We start from the raw sequence: 16,109 nt of genomic DNA, 5'->3' as shown, positions 1-16,109 counted from the left end.
CCAGTGGAGTCCTCGAGGTCCGCAGCATCCATTCTTTGGCCGTCACCATGAATCGCCGTCGCCTGCTCGCCTGCCTTGGCTTCGGTTTCGGGTGGAGCCGGGCCGGCCTCGCGCAACCGCAGCAGGCCACGATCGACTCACCTGGGCAACGCCGTGTCGCACTCGTCATCGGCAACGGACGGTACCCCGAAATCCCCCTGAACAATCCCGAGCATGACGCTCGGCTGGTCGCGCAGACATTGCGCAGCCTCAACTTCGAGGTGGGCGAGTATCTGAACCTCAACGCGCGCGACTTCAAGCGCGTGCTGCGGGAATTCGCGCGCCGAATGGACGACGATCAGGTCGCGTCGGTCTTCTACTACGCGGGCCACGGCGTACAGATCGGCGGGCGCAACTTCCTGATGCCGGTCGACATCGCGTTGCGCGACGAGGCCGAAGTGCGCGACGAGGCCATCGACTTGCAGGAAGCCCTGCTCACGCATGTCGACCGGGTGCGTCCACGCGCGCGCATCTTCATCATCGACGCCTGCCGCGACGACCCCTTCGCGACGCGCAGCGCCGCTTCGCGCAAGACCAACGGCCTTGCCGAGATGGCGGCGCCGGGTGCCCTCATTGCCTTCTCCGCTGCACCCGGTCGCGTCGCCGAGGACGGGCCGGTCGGCGGCAACAGCATCTACACGCGTTACCTCGCCTCCGAGATGCGAACCCCCGGCGTGGATGTCGAGGAAATGATGAAGACCGTGCGCATCAAGGTGCTGCGCGACACCTCGGAGCGCCAGATCCCCTGGGTCAACACCTCGATGGTCGTGAATTTCATGTTCAACCCCGCTCCTGCACCGACGCTGGCCGGGCCGAAACGCAACCTGCAGCTGCTCGTGCAGGCGCAGCGCAGCCTGAACACCGATGCGCGCGATGCATCGGCCTCGTTGGCGTTGCGGGTCTACGTGCTGAGCGATGCGAGCGGCTTTGAAAAGGCGAGTTTCGACAGCCTCTACGACGATGACGAGGCCACCCTCGGGTCGAACATGCTCGCGCGCCAGAGTCTGTTCCTGCGCCCCGGCGAGGCGCGCGAGCTGGACCTCGAACTGCGCGGCGACGCGCGCGCCGTCGCGGTGTTCGGTGCGTTCCGGGAAATCGAGAGCTCACAGTGGCGTGCCGTCCTGCCCTTGCCGGGTGGATCGTTGGCCCGCGCGCGCCTCGACGCGCAGGCGCGCCGACTGCAACTGGGGTGGGCCAAGTGATGCGCACCGGCGCCGCGCCAGCGTCGCCGGGCAACGGTGCGCCGGATGGCGCCAATGAGCCGGCCGCCGCGCGCGCACTGCGCGTCGAAGCCCTCCCCCTCGTTGCCCTGCTGTCACGCTTGCGCGACTCGGCGCCTGTCGATCCGGCCGAATTGCGCCGGACGCTGTCCGCGGCAGTGGCTCATTTCGAGGCCCATGCGCGCGTCGCAGGCATCGACGAGGCAAGCGTCGCGGCCGCGAGCTATGTGCTTTGTGCCTGGGGCGACGAGCAGATCGGCGCGGCGCCGTGGGGCGGGGGCGCCCCCGGACTGCTGCAGCGCTTTCACGGGGAGGCCGACGGCGGCGACAAGCTCCTGCGCCTGCTGTCGCGCCTGGCCGAAAAGCCGCGCGAGCATCGCGCGCTGCTCGAACTCTTCCATACCTGCCTGAGCCTCGGGCTGCGCGCGGGCATGGCGCCCGACGGCCGCGACCATGAAATCCTGCGCACGCGCGTGCACCTCGCGCTCGAACAGGCGTCTCCGGTTCCGGCGTTGGTAGCGCCATGGCACTGCGCGCCGGCTGCGGCCAGCCCGCCGAAGGCGTCCCGCGTTGCGCTTCCGGCGGTGCTGCTCCTCGGCGTGCTTGCCGTGGGCATCTACACGGCCAGCCAGCTTCAGCTTGCAGCGCGGGTCGACGGCGTGCTGGCGTCCTTGCAGCGACTCCTGCCGGCACCGGCCGTCGCCGCGCAGCCGGCCGCGGGGGCAGTGACGGTGCCGCCGCGGCTGGCAGCGAGCCTGCGTGACGACATCGATGCGGGTCGGCTGTCCGTGCGAGACGAGACGCTGCGCAGCGTGGTCGTGATCGGCGCCAATGCGCTCGGCGATGCCACCGGCCCGTTGGAGCGCCTGGGCTCGGCGCTGAAGAAGGTCCCGGGGAAGGTGCTCGTCGTCGGCTACACCGACGGCAGCGATCCGCCGACGGCGCGCACGCCCTCGGCCTGGCACCAGGCAATGGAATGGGCGCGCGCTACCGCCGACGTCCTGCGCCCACAACTCGGCGACGAACGGCTGGCGGTCGAGGCCCGCGTCGACGCCACGGCCGGCGCGCCGCTTCGACGCGTCGAGATCGTTCTGTTCCCGGAATGAAGGCCTCGCCACGCCTCGTCCAACGCGCCGTCAACCTCGGCGCCGCAGGTGTCCTGTTGTGGTTCGCGGCACCGCTTCTGGCCGCGGGCAGCTGGCACCCCTTCGACGACATGCGCGCACGCGCGGCCCTGCTCGCGCTGGTGGCGCTCCTGCTGGTCGGCCTGCGGGGACTGCGCGGATGGCTGGCCCGTCGGCGCAACGAGCAATTGCTCAAGGGCCTCGAATCCGGCGATGCCGCCGTCGAGCTGAGCCAGCGTTTCCGCGAGGCGCTCGCGATGCTGCGCCAGGGGTTTGGGGCGCCAGGTGCGCATGGCTGGTGGCAGCGCCGGCGACAGGTGCAGCAGTTGCCCTGGTATCTCATCATCGGGGCGCCCGGGGGCGGCAAGACCACCGCGATATTGCATTCGGGTCTGCGCTTTCCGCTCGCCGAGAAGCTCGGACGAGACCCGCTCGCGGGCATCGGCGGAACGCGCCAATGCGACTGGTGGTTCAGCGAGGACGCCGTGTTCATCGACACGGCGGGACGCTATACGACACAGGACAGCGACGCCGCAGTCGACGCCGGAGAATGGCAACAATTCCTCGCGCTCCTGCGGCGGCACCGGCCCGTGCAGCCGATCAACGGCGTGATCGTCAGCGTCAGCGTGCCCGACCTGCTGCAAGGTGGAGCGGAACTCGCGCGCCAGTCGGCTGCCGTCGCATCCCGTCTGGCAGAGCTGCGCCGTGAGCTCGATCTGGCTTTTCCGGTCTACCTGCTGGTGACCAAGGCCGACCTGCTCGCCGGCTTCGTCGAAACCTTCGGCGATCTCGACGCCCTGCAACGCGAGCAGCTCTGGGGACTGGTGTTCGACGCCGACGTTGGAGGCATCCCGGCCGATCTCGGCGCGCGCCTGGGCGACCTCGCGCAGCGCCTGGCGCAACGCAGTCCGAAGTTGCTGCAGCAGGAACGGATGCCGCAGCGCCGCCTGCCGATCTACGCCTTCGCGGCACAGTTCAAGGCCCTGCTCGCGCCCCTCGAAGGATTCGTGCGCGATGCCTTCGCCGACATTGCAGCCGAGCCGGCGCAGCGCCTGCGGTCGATCGCGCTGACGAGCGGCACGCAGGAGGGCAATCCGATCGACCGGGTGATCGGCGAACTCGCGCGCAGCCATGGACTGGCGCTCACGCCGCTGCCTCGCCCTGATGCCGGCGGCAAGTCGTTCTTCCTGCATGCGCTGCTCAAGCGCCTAGTGATCGCCGAAGCGCCGCTGGCAGGCCAGCGGCTGCAGCAGCTGCGCTTGCGCCGGCGCGCCGGCATGTTCGGCGCAGCGTTTGCCGGTGCCGCGCTGCTCACCGCCTCCGCCCTGTGGTGGCAGAGCTTCCGGCACAACCTCGCCTATGTCGACGCCGTGCGCGCTCGTGTCGAGCAGTTGACCCGGCGCATCGGCCCGCTGGGATCGGCAAGTCTCGAACAGGTGTTGCCGCTCTATTCGGTGCTACAGCACCTGGCCGCGAACGACGGCATCGATCCGGATGCGCCGCCTGCCGGCTTCGGCTTCGGGTTGTTCCAGGGACCGCGCCTGGCGCGTTCGGCGGAACAGGTCTACCGCGAGATGCTCGATCGGAGCCTGGCGCCCTTGCTCATCGAGCGATTGCGCCGCGATCTGCGCGAGGCCGAGGACAGCGCGACCCGCTACGAGGCGCTGCGGACCTCGCTGATGCTCGCCAACCCGCCGCGGTTGGTCCGCGGCGAGTTGCGCGACTGGGTCGAGCAGACGCTCGCACAGGCGAGCGGCGCCGGCGAACGTGGCGAGGTGGCGCGCCATGCCGAGAACCTGCTCGAACGAAGCGGGCTGCCCGAGGCCATGCGCCCCGACGACGACGGCGTCCGGGCGGGGCGCAGCGCCCTCGCAGCATTGCCGCTGGCGCAACGCGTGCACGAGCGCCTGCTGCGGCGCGTTCCCGACCCCGAGCCGCTGCAGGACCTGCCGACCCGTCTCGGCGCCGCCAGCGCCCTCCTGTTCGCTGCGTCGAGCGCCGGGCCGATGCCGGCGCATTCGAGCGCCAGCGACTGGCGGCGCAACCTGGCGCCAGCGCTCGAAACGACCTTGGATGAACTCGCGAACGAGGCGGACTGGGTGCTCGGCGACACCGGCGGCGAAGTACGCCGCCTGCAGAAGGACCGCGTCTGGCGCGACGAAATCGCCACCCAGGTCGGCAAACGCCACGCCGAACGCGTGATCGCCACCTGGTCGCGCCAACTCGATGCCCTTGCGTTGGCGCCCGGCAGCGATGCGGTTGACGCATCGCGGCAGGCCACGGAACTCACGGCGCCCGATTCACCGCTGCGCCGCCTCCTGACGCGCCTGGCCGACGACTTCAGCGCGACCTCGCAAGGCGCAGGCGCGGCCGAGGTCGCCTTCGATGGCCTGCTCCGGGCACGCTTCGGCTCCCTCGGCGACTACGCTGCAGGTCCCGGACCGCAAGCGCTCGATCGCCTTCAGGCCCTGGTCGCCGGCAAGCGCGACGAGACCCGAGGCGCCGAACTCGACGCGACCTTGCGCGCCGAGGCGGCCGGTGCGCCGGCGGCGCTGCGCAGGCTCTATCTCGACCTTGGGGCACTGATTCGCTCGCGCGGTCGCGCCAAACCGGGTTTCGACACCGCGCTGGTCGAACTCGCGCAGGCTTGCAGCACCCTGACGCGCGATCGCTTTCCGTTCAGCGCCACCGCGACGCGGGACATGGCGCCGTCCGACTTTGCGCGCCTGTTCGGACCCGGTGGCCTGTTCGACGAATTCCGGCGCAACCAGTTGACCGAACGCGTCGACACGTCGACCCGGCCATGGAAGGTGCGAAGCGCGGGCCCCAGTTCGGGCAACTCGAATGCGTTCGAGCAGGCGGCGGCGATCGGCAGCCTGTTCTTTCCCCAAGGCGCACCGCTGCCCGAACTCAGGCTGCGCATCACGCCGCGGCGCATGGATACCGAACTGCTGCAGTTCAGCATCGATGTCGATGGCCAGCTCTTGCGCTTCGAGAACGGCCCGCCACGCGCCAAGGACCTGGTCTGGCCGGGCCCGGCTTCGACGCAAAAAGTGGTGCTGCGCGTGCTGCCGCCCGGCCCGACCGGGATCGGCGCCGAAGTCCATGAAGGGCCGTTCGCCTGGCTACGGGTGCTGCTGCGAAGCGACTGGAAGGGCGAGCGCGGCGCGCCGGCGCGGCTGACCTTCGTCGTCGACACGCGCACCCTCGACGTCGAGGCGAGCGGCGCCGGGGCGCCCGACGCCGATGTCTGGACCCTCCGGGAACTGGCGGGTTTTCATTGCCCGCAGGCATCATGGTGAAGTCGCCAGCGCGTCGCGTCGCCTGGTATGGCAAGTTGCCTGCGCGCGGCGACTTCGTGGGCCGCGGCCTGCCCGCACGCTGGCGCAGCGACTGGGACGGGTGGCTGCAGCGCGGCCTCGCCCTCGCCGCCACGACGCTGGACGCCGCCACGCTGCGAGAACGCCTTGGCACCTTCGCGCCTTGGCGCTATCTGGCGCTGCCGACGCACGGCGAGATCTGGTGCGGGATCTTCACGGCGTCACATGATCGTGTCGGACGCGCCTTTCCGCTGACGCTTGCGGAACGCTTCAACACGCCGCCTTCACCGGACGAGGGTGCCGCAAGGCTCGCATCGCTGCTCGGCGCGGTCGCGGGAGGGCCCGAGGCTCTCGAGGCCGCGATCGCCGCCCTGCCGCCCCGGCCGGAGCAGGCATTCAAGCCGGCCGAGCCCTGGCCACCGGCGCCGGCCAGCCTCTGGTGGCCGCTCGCCGCCGCCCACGATGTCGATGCGCGCCCTGCGGCCTGGCCGCCGGAGCCGGCACTTCTGCTCGAACTGATCGGCATTCAGCCACCCGGCTCGCACCAGATCGCGAGCGCGGAATAGTTGTCCTGGTCGTTGCGATCGGCTCGCCGAACGCCCGCTTCGAGTCGATCGAGCCAGGCCTGGATGCCGCTGCAGCCGGCCAGGCTGCGCTCCATCGACAGGTCGTCGAAGGCGGACCAGAGCCCGTCGCTGCACAGCAGCAGGGCATCGCGGGCAGCAAGCACCTGGGGCGTTTCCAAGATCTCGACGTCGAAACCATCGGGCGAGCCGAGCGCCGACGTCAGCTGCCCGAGGGCGGCGTCGCTCGCGTTCAGCCCGGCATCGCACAAGCTCTGCGCGAGGCTTTGATCACGCGTGCGCCCGAGCAGTCGGGCTTCATGCCAGCGATACAGGCGGGAGTCGCCGGCATGGGCCCAGAGCGCGGCGCCGCTTGCGAGGTCCAGCAGCAGCACGACGATGGTGGTGCGCATGTCGGCCGTCATGGTGCCGGCAACCTGCTGCGCGACCACCGCGTCGTTCGCCCCTTGGACAAGCCGCTTCAGCGCGTTCGGGCTGACCTCGGGTCGGAGCGCAAAGGCTTCGAGCACATGCGTCACGGCCGCGCGCGAGGCCGTCTGGCCGCCGCCGTGCCCGCCCGCACCGTCGCACAGGGTGGCGACAAGGAAGTCGGCGCCCTGCCAATAGCCGAAGGCGTCCTCGTTGCGCTCGCGCCGGCCGGTGTGCGACAGCGCGGCCACCGAGACGTTCAACGCGCGATGGGCCATGGTGGCTCCTTGAGTGGGGCGTCGGCATCGGCGTCGAGGCGCGACTGAGCTTCGTAGGCTCGCAGGAATTCCCGTCCGAAGATGGTCTCGAAGTCGTCGTCCAAGTGCTCGAGCAAGTGGGCGTGTTGCAGCCGATGGCGCTCCCAGAGTGCCGCGGCACGGCGCATGGGCAGGCGCGAGAGAATGTCGCGCGGCGGCCCCTCCGCGTTCTCGACAGCCTCGGGACCGAGCCGGGAGAACAGCTCGAACACCGCCGCGCGCATGCCGGCGACCATCGCCACCTGGTGCACCAGCAGGTCGCGATTCGCGTCGTTCAACGCCGCCACGGGGTCGAGGAAGCCGGGGCTCGGGTCGCGCTGCAGCATCCGAGTCAGCGCTTCGGTCGCGTTCGGCGAGAACTTCAAGGGGTTGTTGTGACGCGGCGCGATCACCGTCCCCTCGGCGCGCATGTGGCGTTTCGCGACGGAGCGGCTTTTCAGCAGCGCCAAGGTGCCTTCAGCAGTCGCCCGCAGGAGCGCGCCCAGATGTTCCATCAACTCCGGCGTCAACGGCGGCACCTGGGCGCCGCCCAGTGCGGCGCCGCGACCGAATGCCGCCCCGAGTTCGGCCAGGTCCGGCGACACGGCCTCGGCGGCCGAAGCCGGGGTTGATGAAGAAAGAGGCGCGGGCGCCGTCGATGCGGCAGTCGCTGCGGTGGGCGGCTGCGGCGGCTGAGCGGACTCGGTGGCTTGCAAGGGCGGCGAAGCCGGCAGCGCCGAGGGCACGCTCTGCACTATCGGTGTGCCGGTCCGCACGACCAGCGGATCCGTCTTCCAGGACACCACCGCACTTGCCGACGCCGCCTCCGGCGCCGGCGCAAGGGCCGGCAGCGGCGATTGCGCAGCAAGCGGATCGGACGCGCCATCCAGATCGAACCAGCGATCCAGGCGCGCGCGCGGGGTTGCTGGCGCCGCGACGGACTCGACGGCGAGCTCGAACCCGCCGATGCGCAGGCAGTCGCCCACCGACAGGGGCAATTGACCCCCGGGGGCGAGCTGCGTGTCGTTCACCCAGAGCGGGGTGGTGCCGCTGATGCAGCGCACGAGGGCGTCCTGGCCGGCCATGGCGACTTGTGCGTGCTGGCGCGACACCCCGCGCAGCGGGTCGGCCAGCACCAGGTCGCATTCGGGAGCGCGGCCGATGACGAGGCCCTCGGGCGGAAGCGGAAGCGCCGTCGCATCGGGCTCGGTGACGCCGGGGCGGCGCACGACATGCAATGCGATCACGGTGGTTCCGTCCGAATTCAGCCCAAGGCTCGCCACAGGTCAGCCTGCACACGGCGGGCATCGACGGTTGGCGCGAGCTGTTCCACGACGCTGGCAACGAATTGCTCGCGAGTGCTCGATTTCGCCGCGCAGCGCTTCGCGACGACCCGCGCAATCGGTCCCAGCGAGGAAAGGAGTGCGGCGGCCGCCTTGTCGACATCGCCTTCGCGCATAGGCATGCCGCCCGGCGCCGCGCCCACCGCTCTCGAGACCTGGGACCCAGAGGCGCCTGCTCCTGCCGAGACTGCGCCATGGGTCGGCGGCACGCCGGCCCGGGCCAGGAAACGCTCGCGCTCTTCGATGTCGATGATCGTGCTGGCGACGGCGTGGCGCACTTCCGCCAGCGTGGATGCCCCACGCGCGGCGCGGCGCACCAGCACGCGCGCCACCGCGCCCACATGCTGGGCCAATTCGCGTTCGACCTCGGTCAGCGCGGCGGCGTCCCATCCGGTGGGTGTGGGGATCGAAGGCGGAACGGTGGTGGCCAGCGACTTCGGGGGCGCCGGGGAGTTCCGCGCCGAGTCAGGCACTGTCTGCACGACCTGAGCGCCCCCGGCGATCTCGGACGCGTGGCGCAGCGTCGGGACCGGCATGCTCGGCTCGAGGTTCTCGAGGAGCGGCGCCAGCAGGATGTGGGCCGGGAGCACCTCCGGCAAGGCCTCGGTGGCGAGCGCCAGCAGCGCCGTTCGCATCGCCATCGCGCTGGGATAGCGCTGCGCCGGGTCCTTCGCCAGCGCCCGGTCCAGCACCACATCGAATGGCTTGAGCGTGGCGTCGTTCGTCGCTTCGCTCAGCGGCCTGTGAGGCTCGTAGACGATCTTGTACATGATCGCGTCGTCGGTGCCGACGAAGGGCGTCGTCCCGCTCAGCATCCGATAGAGCAGCACGCCCGCCGAGAAGACATCGACGCGGCGGTCGATCTCGCGGTTCGTGTACTGCTCGGGCGCGATGTAGCCGGGCGACCCGACGACCGAATTGGCGCGGGTCAGGTTCGAAGTCTCGGTTCTGGCAATACCGAAATCGGTGATCTTGAGGCGCCCGTCATCGGCAACCAGGAGATTCGCCGGCTTGATATCCCGGTGCACGATGCCCCGCTCGTGCGCGTAGTGCAAGCCGTCGAGCAGTTGCATCATCACGCACAGCACCTGCGGCACCTCGAGCTTGCGCGGTGCCTGGACATAGTCGCGCAGGTTCCGTCCGGCCACGTACTCCATGACGATGTAGGCGAAGTCGTTGTCTTCGCCGAACTGGTAGATCGAGACGATGTTGCGGTGGGTCAGCCGCCCTGCCGCCTTGGCTTCCACGCGAAAGCGGGCCGCCACGCCCAGGTCGTCGCCCGATTCGAGCAGGCGGCGGTGGATCGTCTTGATCGCCACCGCACGGTCGATCGCCGGATCGTGCGCCAGATACACGATGCCCATCCCGCCCGATCCGATCACGCCGCGGATGGGGTACGGACCGACGTGGGTGGGCGGCGACATACGGGTGGGGGCCTCAGGTATCGATCATCTTCATGGCCTGATCGAGGCTGCGGCGCATGCGCGTGAACGATTTCGCCAGGGTCCCGATTTCGTCACGGCCATCCGTCGCGAATTCCGGCACGTCGGGTTCGCCGAGGCTGACGCGGTTGGCCACCTTCGACAGTGCCGCCACCGGCCGGATCACGAGCAGGTAGAGCATCACGTTCAACACGATGCCGATGGCCACGAAGATGCCGACGAGCGAAGCCATGAAGACCTTGAACGTCTGTTCGGCGCGCGCCAGCGGCACCGACATCGGCACCGAGACGACCTGCGCGCCGATCACCTCGTTCATGTGCCAGCCGAAACCGTTGGCAGGCCCGTACTTCTCGATCACCGTGCGCGGCGCCGCCTCCACTGTGCTGTGGCAGGCCAGGCAGGCGGCGTTCGTGATACGGATCGGGTGCGCGATGTAGAGCGCCCGCCCGGTGCCCGACTCGCGCTCGCCGACGAACTCCTTCTGGTCGGCCTGGGCGCGAAAGCGATTCACGATGTCGGCCTCCCAGTCGACTGCCCGATCGCGCGGGTTGGTCGGATTCAGGGTCGCTTCCTTGTAGGTGTAGTCGGGAAAGCTCTTGGCCAGAGTCGCCAGCACTTCCGTGGCGGAATAGGCCGGGACGGTCTGGGGCAGGAAGGTGTATTTCATCTGCGTTTCGAGCAATGGGCGGATCTGGTCATTGGTGTAGGCGCGTACCGCCATCGCCTTTTCCATGGTCAGGCGCGCGTGGTTGAGCACTTCCTGCTTGGCGTTGCTCTGCAGCAGGTCATAGGAAATCTTGCCCGTACCAGCTACACCTGCGACGAAGACAACCAGGAAGATCAGATTGAACTTGAATAGAAGGCTCATGAATTTCTCCAGTTCTGCTCGTCGGTAGTCGCTGGGTTGCGCCACGACGCGGAACGGTTCACTGAGTTGTGCCGCGTCCGGCGCTCGTGCCCGAGGCCGCGGGTGCAGATGCAGGCGCAGGGCCTGGTGCGGGTGCGGCGACAGCGGAGGCTGCAGCCGCTGCAGCGGCTGCAGCCCGGGCCCGTGCAGCGGCGGCCGCGGCCTCCCGCGCGCGGCGACGCTCGGCCTCTTCGGCCAGACGGCGCGCATAACCCTCAGGGTCGGCATAGCGCTCCCATTCAGGGTGTTGCGCCAGATCGGCCTTGGCCCCCGCACGGAAGTCCAGGTCGGTCGCGCGCGACTGCCACAGCGGCAGCAGCGGAAGCCGCAGCGCCGGTTCGGTACGCAGCCAGGCAGCCACATCGGCGTAGGTGATTTCGCCGCGCGGCTTGGGCGCGACGCTGCGCTTGGCGTATTGCTCCCCGCGCGCGGGCAACTGGTCGCGGAACTGGCGCGGCACCTTGCCCAGGAACTCGGGCGTGGCACGCTGCCCGACCGTGGGGGTGCTGCCTTCGCGCCGCTGCGCGAAGTCGCCGCCGGCCAGTTGCGCGACCGTCTGCGAGCCATCGCGCAGCGTCAGCCTGGCGGAGCCGGATTCGACGAACAGCTCGTACTGCGCGCCCTTGGTGTAGATGACAGCCGCTCCGCCTTGCGTCGCAACGTCGATGCCGGGGCTGACGTAGCCGAAGGCGCCGCTGGCGGTGGTCTTGAGCCAGCCCTCCAGCAGATAGAGCGGCGGCGCCGACAGCCCCTTGCCAACGCGAGGCCGCAACATCAGCCGCGTCGATTCACCGATGCCCACAAGGACGCCCCCGGGAAGTTCGATCTGGGCAAATGCGCCGGGCGTTGTCTCGATGATGTCCTGATCATTCAACAACACGCCTTCGGCGAGCGTGTAGCGCGTGGTCTGGCGGATCAGCGCGACGTCGCCTTCGACGATGCCGACGATGCCGTTCGATCGCGCCGGGGTCGGCGAGGCGCTGGTGGATTGCGCACAAGCAAACGGTGACGCGAAAAGGGTCGCGGCGCACAGCAGCAGGAACCCGAACAACACCCTTGCGAGCCGCAATGGCGTAGTTCCGCTGGCAACGAGCATCATGGCATCTGTCTGCAAGACAAATTTACAACTTCCATATTACTCAGTCCCTCGTGCCGTGTGCGTCTTTTTCCGCGTGGAGGAGCGCCGTCACCCCTCGTCGGTGGTAGTCGACACAAGCAGTGCGCCGCCAGACAAGCGGCCATGATCTTCTCTGACACCTGACTCCCAGGCGCTCAGCGACCCTATGGATCAGTCCAGGAAGCGTGGGCGCAGCCTCCTTGAAGGCGGATTGAGCTGCCAAGGGCCCGGAGCATTCGAAACAGACTTTGCGAGGACGGCGCGCACCCTGTAGCAGGCGCTATCGCCTGCATCATCCGTCTTCTCAAGGCCACCTATCGCAAGTACGCTGATACAAGCTGCCTTGGTGCCGTCACTCGCGGTCTCGCCGAAACCGCGGCGCGGGTCCTCAGCGGTACCAGCGCGGACTCGTAGCGCGCATAGAGTTGAAACCGACCGAAAGCTGATCGTGAAAACCTTGATCCTCGTGCGGCATGCCAAGTCGAGTCGCGACGATCCGTCATTGCCCGACCGGGAGCGACCGTTGGATGGCCGCGGCCGCCAGGACGCCCCGACGATGGGCAAGCGACTCGCAAAGCGCGAGGTAAGGCCCGACCTGCTCGTCTCGAGCCCAGCTCTGCGCGCGCTGACGACGGCGCAGCTGATCGCCGACGAGATCGGCTATCCACGCAAGAGGATCGTTGTCGATGAGCGGCTCTACGCGAGCAGCCCGGATGACTTGCTTGCCGTTGCTTGCGCACTGGACAACAAGCTGAACTGCGCGATGCTCTTCGGCCACAACCCCGAGTTCACCGAGTTCGCGCATCGGCTTTCGAGCGAAATCATCGACATGCCCACCTGCGCGGTCGCCGAGTTCCGCTTCGACGCAAAGGCGTGGGCGGATGTCGCTGGGATCGATCCGGTGAAGGTGAAGCTCGACGCGCCGAGAAGATAGTCCGCACCGCGGCTGCTGCGGCGCCAGACGGTGTCGAGAGAGGCCCGGACCTGTCTGCCGGCGGTTCGACCATCCGCGCGCTTTTCAGCAAATGCAAGATCAAATTTTCAATTTGCATGAAGTCGGAGAATGGCGACCATGGTTCCTCGCGACATCGCGCCGCATCTCAAGCGGCGTGAAATGGAGCGGGTCTGCCAGTACGGCGCCTGTGCCCGGATGCACAACTTGACGCTCAAGTTTGTCGCACACAGCGGCCCATGCAGCACCATGACACAGGACACGCTGGACCAGGTGCAGGGCGAATCAGTACCACCGCCCGACTTCGAAAGCGGCAGCAACCAATACGACGAGATCGGAGAGGTCGTCTATCGTCATCATTCAATGACGGGCTACCTGAGCGAGCTTCCGTCGCTGAATTAATCCGCAAGCGCTCTACGCCCCAGGCACCTCCGATAGACTTGCGGGCTTCATTCCGAAGAAGGGCAAACCGATGTTGCGCGTGGTGTTCAACCAAAAGGGTGGCGTGGGCAAATCCACGATCGTGTGCAATCTCGCCGGCGTGAGCGCCGCCCAGGGATTGCGCACGCTCGTGATCGACCTCGACCCACAGGGAAATTCAAGCCAGTATCTTCTGGGTGCGCAGGCCCAGGACGCAAAGCCCAATATCGCGACTTTCTTCGAGTCGGCCCTGAACTACAGCTTCAAGGAGCCCAAGTTCGAATCGTTCATCCATGAGACCGAATTCGAGAACCTCGACATCATCCCGTCGAATGTCGATCTCGACACGTTGACGGGCAAGCTCGAGTCGCGCCACAAGATCTACAAGCTGCGCGACGCGCTCAAGGACCTCGCCGGGTACGACGCGGTATATATCGATACGCCGCCGGCCATGAACTTCTTCACGCGCTCGGCACTCATTGCCGCCGCGCGCTGCCTCATCCCCTTCGACTGTGACGACTTCTCGCGCCGTGCGTTGTACTCAGTGCTCGAGAACGTGAAGGAGATCAAGCACGACCACAATCGGCGTCTCACGGTTGAAGGAATCGTCATCAACCAGTTCCAGTCACGCGCCGCACTCCCCCAGCAGCTCGTGAACGAGTTGATTGAGGAGGGGCATCCGGTGCTGGATTCCTACCTTTCGCAATCCGTGAAGATTCGCGAGAGCCATCAGCACGCCACGCCGATGATCTACTTGGAGCCACGCCACAAGCTGGCGCAGGAATTCGTGGCGCTGCACGACGAGATCAACGCCTAGGAGGCTGGGCGGCAGGCGCAGAACAAGACACTACTCAAGCGCGCGCAGCGAATGGCTGCAATGCAGACCGCGTAGGCCCGAACTCCATACCTTCTGCCGCCCAGACTCCAAGGCCTTGGCTGTGTCACCTGCAGCGGGGAAACAGCTTTTCCATGTTGCCGCGGTTGATCGCGGCCCGCGTCGCGTCCGGCATCTCGAACCCATCGAGCAGGCGCGCGAAGTGCAAGGAACGCTCCTTCGGCGCGTACGGCCAGTCGCTGCCGAAGCTGATGCGGCCGGGGTCCGCGAAAGCCAGCAAGGAAGGCAGCGCATAGGCACTGCTCGACAGCGCCGTGTCGAAGTAGAAGCGCCGCAGCCGCTCGATGCCGCTCGCCTGATCGCCGTCGGGCGAGCAGATCCTCGCGATCCGTTCGGCGGCATACGGTATGAATCCGCCACCGTGCGACAGGATGATCTTCAGATCGGGATAGCGGTCCAGCCAGCCTCGCCGTGCCATGTTGATGGCTGCGCGCGTGGTGTCGAGCAGGAAGTCCGCGGCGAAGGGCGGAATGCCCGGAACGGGCGGCGCCGGCAACTCCGACGGGTGCACGAACACCACGGCCTTGCGCCGATCCAGCTCTTCCATCAGGGGCTCGATCGAGGCATCGCCCAGATAGGTGCCACGCACATTGGTCAGCAGCACGACGCCGTCGGCGCCCAGCACGTCCAGTGCATGGGCGGCCTCGGCCAGTGCGCCGTCGACGTCCGGCAGTGTCAGTGTCGCGAAGAAGCCGAAGCGGCCCGGGTGCCTCCGAGCCACGTCTGCGGCGAACTCGTTCACCGCGCGCGCCATGCTGCGCGCCTCGGCGTGGTCGCCCAGGTGCACGCCGGGTGTCGAGACCGACAGGATGCCGGTCGCGATGCCGGCGCTTTCCATCAGATCGAGGGCCCCCTCCGCGCTCCATGTCGGGATCGGCAAGCCGCCGGCGAGGACGCCGTGCCTGTCAAGCCACGCGGCGTAGTCGGGGGGAACCATGTGCTGGTGCGTGTCGATGCGTCGCCGGTTGTTGGCCATGGGTCGATGTCCTGCTGATGGGGTTGAAGGTGTCATTCGGCTTTCAGGCCGGCCTGCTGCACGCCGGCCGCCCACTTCTTCTTTTCCGATTCGAGAAACTGGCGGGCGTCGGCGATCGAGCCGCCGACCGGATAGTTCGCGGTCGCCTGCAGCTTCTGGATCAACTCGGGCGACTTCAGCGCGGCGTTGACCGCCGCGTTGATCTGTTGAAGGCGAGGCTCCGGCGTGCCCTTGGACGCCAGCAGCATGAACCAGCCGGTCATCTCCAACCCGGGAACCGTCTCGTTCGCCAGCGGCAGCCCTTCCAGTCCCGGCAGCGCCTTCTTCGATGTGACGGCAAGCGCCCGGAGGCGGCCCGATCTCACCATCGGCAGCAGGGGCGCGACACCGTCCACCGACATGACGGTATCGCCACCGACCACGGCCTGCAGGGCCTGGCCACTGCTGTTCATCGCCACGCTGTTGAATTGCGCGCCGGTCATCTGGCCCAGCAGCACGCCTGCCAGATGCGGAATGGAGCCCCGCGCCGTGCTGCCCAGGGCAAGGGCGTCCGGGCTGGCCTTGGCCTGCGCGATCGCGTCGGCCAGCGTCTTCGGGCCCTTGCCCGGGTTGGCGACGAACAGCATGGGCGTCTCGGCCACCGTCGCGACGGGCTCGAAATCGGTGGCCAGGTCGAACCTGGCCGCGCGGTAGGTCAGCGGCGTCACGGTGGCCACGGCCGCGTGAACGAACAGCAGCGTGTTGGCCCGGTTCGCCGCGGCCTTCGCCCCCATCACCGCGATGATGCCGCCCGCACCCGGCTTGTTCTCGATGATGAAAGGCTGGCCAAGCCGATGCTGGAGTTCGTCGCCGAGCAGCCGCGCGACGATGTCCGGCGCGCTGCCCGCGGCGGCCGGCACCACCATGGTCATCGGTGGGCTCGAATTCAGGCCCTGGGCCCATCCGTGGCCAAGAATGGCACACAAGGTGGCCGCGCCAGCCACGACCCACCTGAAGAGCTTGAACATTCGCGTGTCTCCATCTCGTAGTGAATGCCCTGCAGGTTAGGACGCAGTAGAGTTCCTGA

At 68.1% G+C, this 16,109-nt stretch carries 14 protein-coding genes; 7 read left to right on the top strand and 7 right to left on the bottom strand.

Annotated features, from left to right (window positions below; all coding sequences use genetic code 11):
• Window positions 1-47: 47 nt before the first annotated feature.
• Genes tssJ through tagF form a run of 4 tightly spaced genes read left to right on the top strand, consistent with a single transcriptional unit; the run spans window position 48 to window position 6,269 of the window.
• Window positions 48-1,241, top strand: a complete 1,194-nt coding sequence (gene tssJ / locus BLW05_RS19880; protein WP_093165271.1) for a type VI secretion system lipoprotein TssJ — start codon at window positions 48-50, stop codon at window positions 1,239-1,241.
• The gene (locus BLW05_RS19875) at window positions 1,241-2,365 is read left to right on the top strand and encodes a DotU/TssL family secretion system protein (RefSeq protein WP_093165269.1); all 1,125 of its coding nucleotides are present in this window, start codon (window positions 1,241-1,243) and stop codon (window positions 2,363-2,365) included. Before tssJ ends, BLW05_RS19875 begins: the two co-directional genes overlap by 1 nt.
• Window positions 2,362-5,685: a type VI secretion system membrane subunit TssM gene (tssM, locus tag BLW05_RS19870; RefSeq protein ID WP_177142733.1), complete on the top strand. Its 3,324-nt coding sequence runs from the start codon at window positions 2,362-2,364 to the stop codon at window positions 5,683-5,685. The genes BLW05_RS19875 and tssM overlap by 4 nt, the downstream gene beginning before the upstream one ends.
• Window positions 5,679-6,269, top strand: a complete 591-nt coding sequence (gene tagF, locus BLW05_RS19865; RefSeq protein WP_093165266.1) for a type VI secretion system-associated protein TagF — start codon at window positions 5,679-5,681, stop codon at window positions 6,267-6,269. Before tssM ends, tagF begins: the two co-directional genes overlap by 7 nt.
• On the opposite strand, the gene BLW05_RS19860 is transcribed toward tagF, so the two are convergent.
• Genes BLW05_RS19860 through BLW05_RS19840 form a run of 5 tightly spaced genes read right to left on the bottom strand, consistent with a single transcriptional unit; the run spans window position 6,230 to window position 11,782 of the window.
• Window positions 6,230-6,973, bottom strand: coding sequence for a PP2C family protein-serine/threonine phosphatase (locus tag BLW05_RS19860; protein WP_093165264.1), 744 nt, complete (start codon window positions 6,971-6,973; stop codon window positions 6,230-6,232). The two genes, tagF and BLW05_RS19860, sit on opposite strands and share 40 nt — an antisense overlap.
• Window positions 6,955-8,238: a type VI secretion system-associated FHA domain protein TagH gene (gene tagH, locus BLW05_RS19855; RefSeq protein WP_177142732.1), complete on the bottom strand. Its 1,284-nt coding sequence runs from the start codon at window positions 8,236-8,238 to the stop codon at window positions 6,955-6,957. Before tagH ends, BLW05_RS19860 begins: the two co-directional genes overlap by 19 nt.
• 17 nt (window positions 8,239-8,255) lie before the next feature.
• A complete protein-coding gene (locus tag BLW05_RS19850) occupies window positions 8,256-9,758 on the bottom strand; it encodes a serine/threonine-protein kinase (protein ID WP_093165261.1) in 1,503 nt (500 codons plus the stop codon).
• Window positions 9,759-9,771: 13 nt separating this feature from the next.
• A complete protein-coding gene (locus tag BLW05_RS19845) occupies window positions 9,772-10,644 on the bottom strand; it encodes a Tll0287-like domain-containing protein (protein WP_093165260.1) in 873 nt (290 codons plus the stop codon).
• 58 nt (window positions 10,645-10,702) lie between these two features.
• Complete coding sequence (locus tag BLW05_RS19840; RefSeq protein ID WP_143044865.1) at window positions 10,703-11,782, bottom strand: FecR domain-containing protein; 1,080 nt, start codon at window positions 11,780-11,782, stop codon at window positions 10,703-10,705.
• 466 nt (window positions 11,783-12,248) lie between these two features.
• Between BLW05_RS19840 and BLW05_RS19835 the strand changes: the two genes are divergently transcribed.
• From BLW05_RS19835 to BLW05_RS19825, 3 genes are all read left to right on the top strand, one after another.
• Window positions 12,249-12,734 (top strand): SixA phosphatase family protein, encoded by a 486-nt coding sequence (locus tag BLW05_RS19835; RefSeq protein ID WP_093165257.1) that lies wholly within the window; start codon window positions 12,249-12,251, stop codon window positions 12,732-12,734.
• A gap of 129 nt (window positions 12,735-12,863) precedes the next feature.
• On the top strand, window positions 12,864-13,154 hold the full coding sequence (locus tag BLW05_RS19830) for a DUF2652 domain-containing protein (protein WP_093165255.1): 291 nt from the start codon (window positions 12,864-12,866) through the stop codon (window positions 13,152-13,154).
• A 70-nt stretch (window positions 13,155-13,224) separates the two neighbouring features.
• The gene (locus BLW05_RS19825; protein ID WP_093165254.1) at window positions 13,225-13,989 is read left to right on the top strand and encodes a ParA family protein; all 765 of its coding nucleotides are present in this window, start codon (window positions 13,225-13,227) and stop codon (window positions 13,987-13,989) included.
• A gap of 124 nt (window positions 13,990-14,113) precedes the next feature.
• Here the strand turns inward: BLW05_RS19825 and BLW05_RS19820 are convergent, their stop codons facing one another.
• On the bottom strand, window positions 14,114-15,043 hold the full coding sequence (locus BLW05_RS19820; protein ID WP_093165252.1) for an amidohydrolase family protein: 930 nt from the start codon (window positions 15,041-15,043) through the stop codon (window positions 14,114-14,116).
• Window positions 15,044-15,075: 32 nt separating this feature from the next.
• Window positions 15,076-16,050, bottom strand: coding sequence for a Bug family tripartite tricarboxylate transporter substrate binding protein (locus BLW05_RS19815; protein ID WP_093165251.1), 975 nt, complete (start codon window positions 16,048-16,050; stop codon window positions 15,076-15,078).
• Window positions 16,051-16,109 lie beyond the last annotated feature (59 nt).

The organism is Variovorax sp. YR216 (assembly GCF_900107745.1).
GTDB lineage: Bacteria > Pseudomonadota > Gammaproteobacteria > Burkholderiales > Burkholderiaceae_C > Variovorax.
Note: the sequence above shows the minus strand (reverse complement) of the source record. Positions and strands in the feature narration are given on the sequence as shown.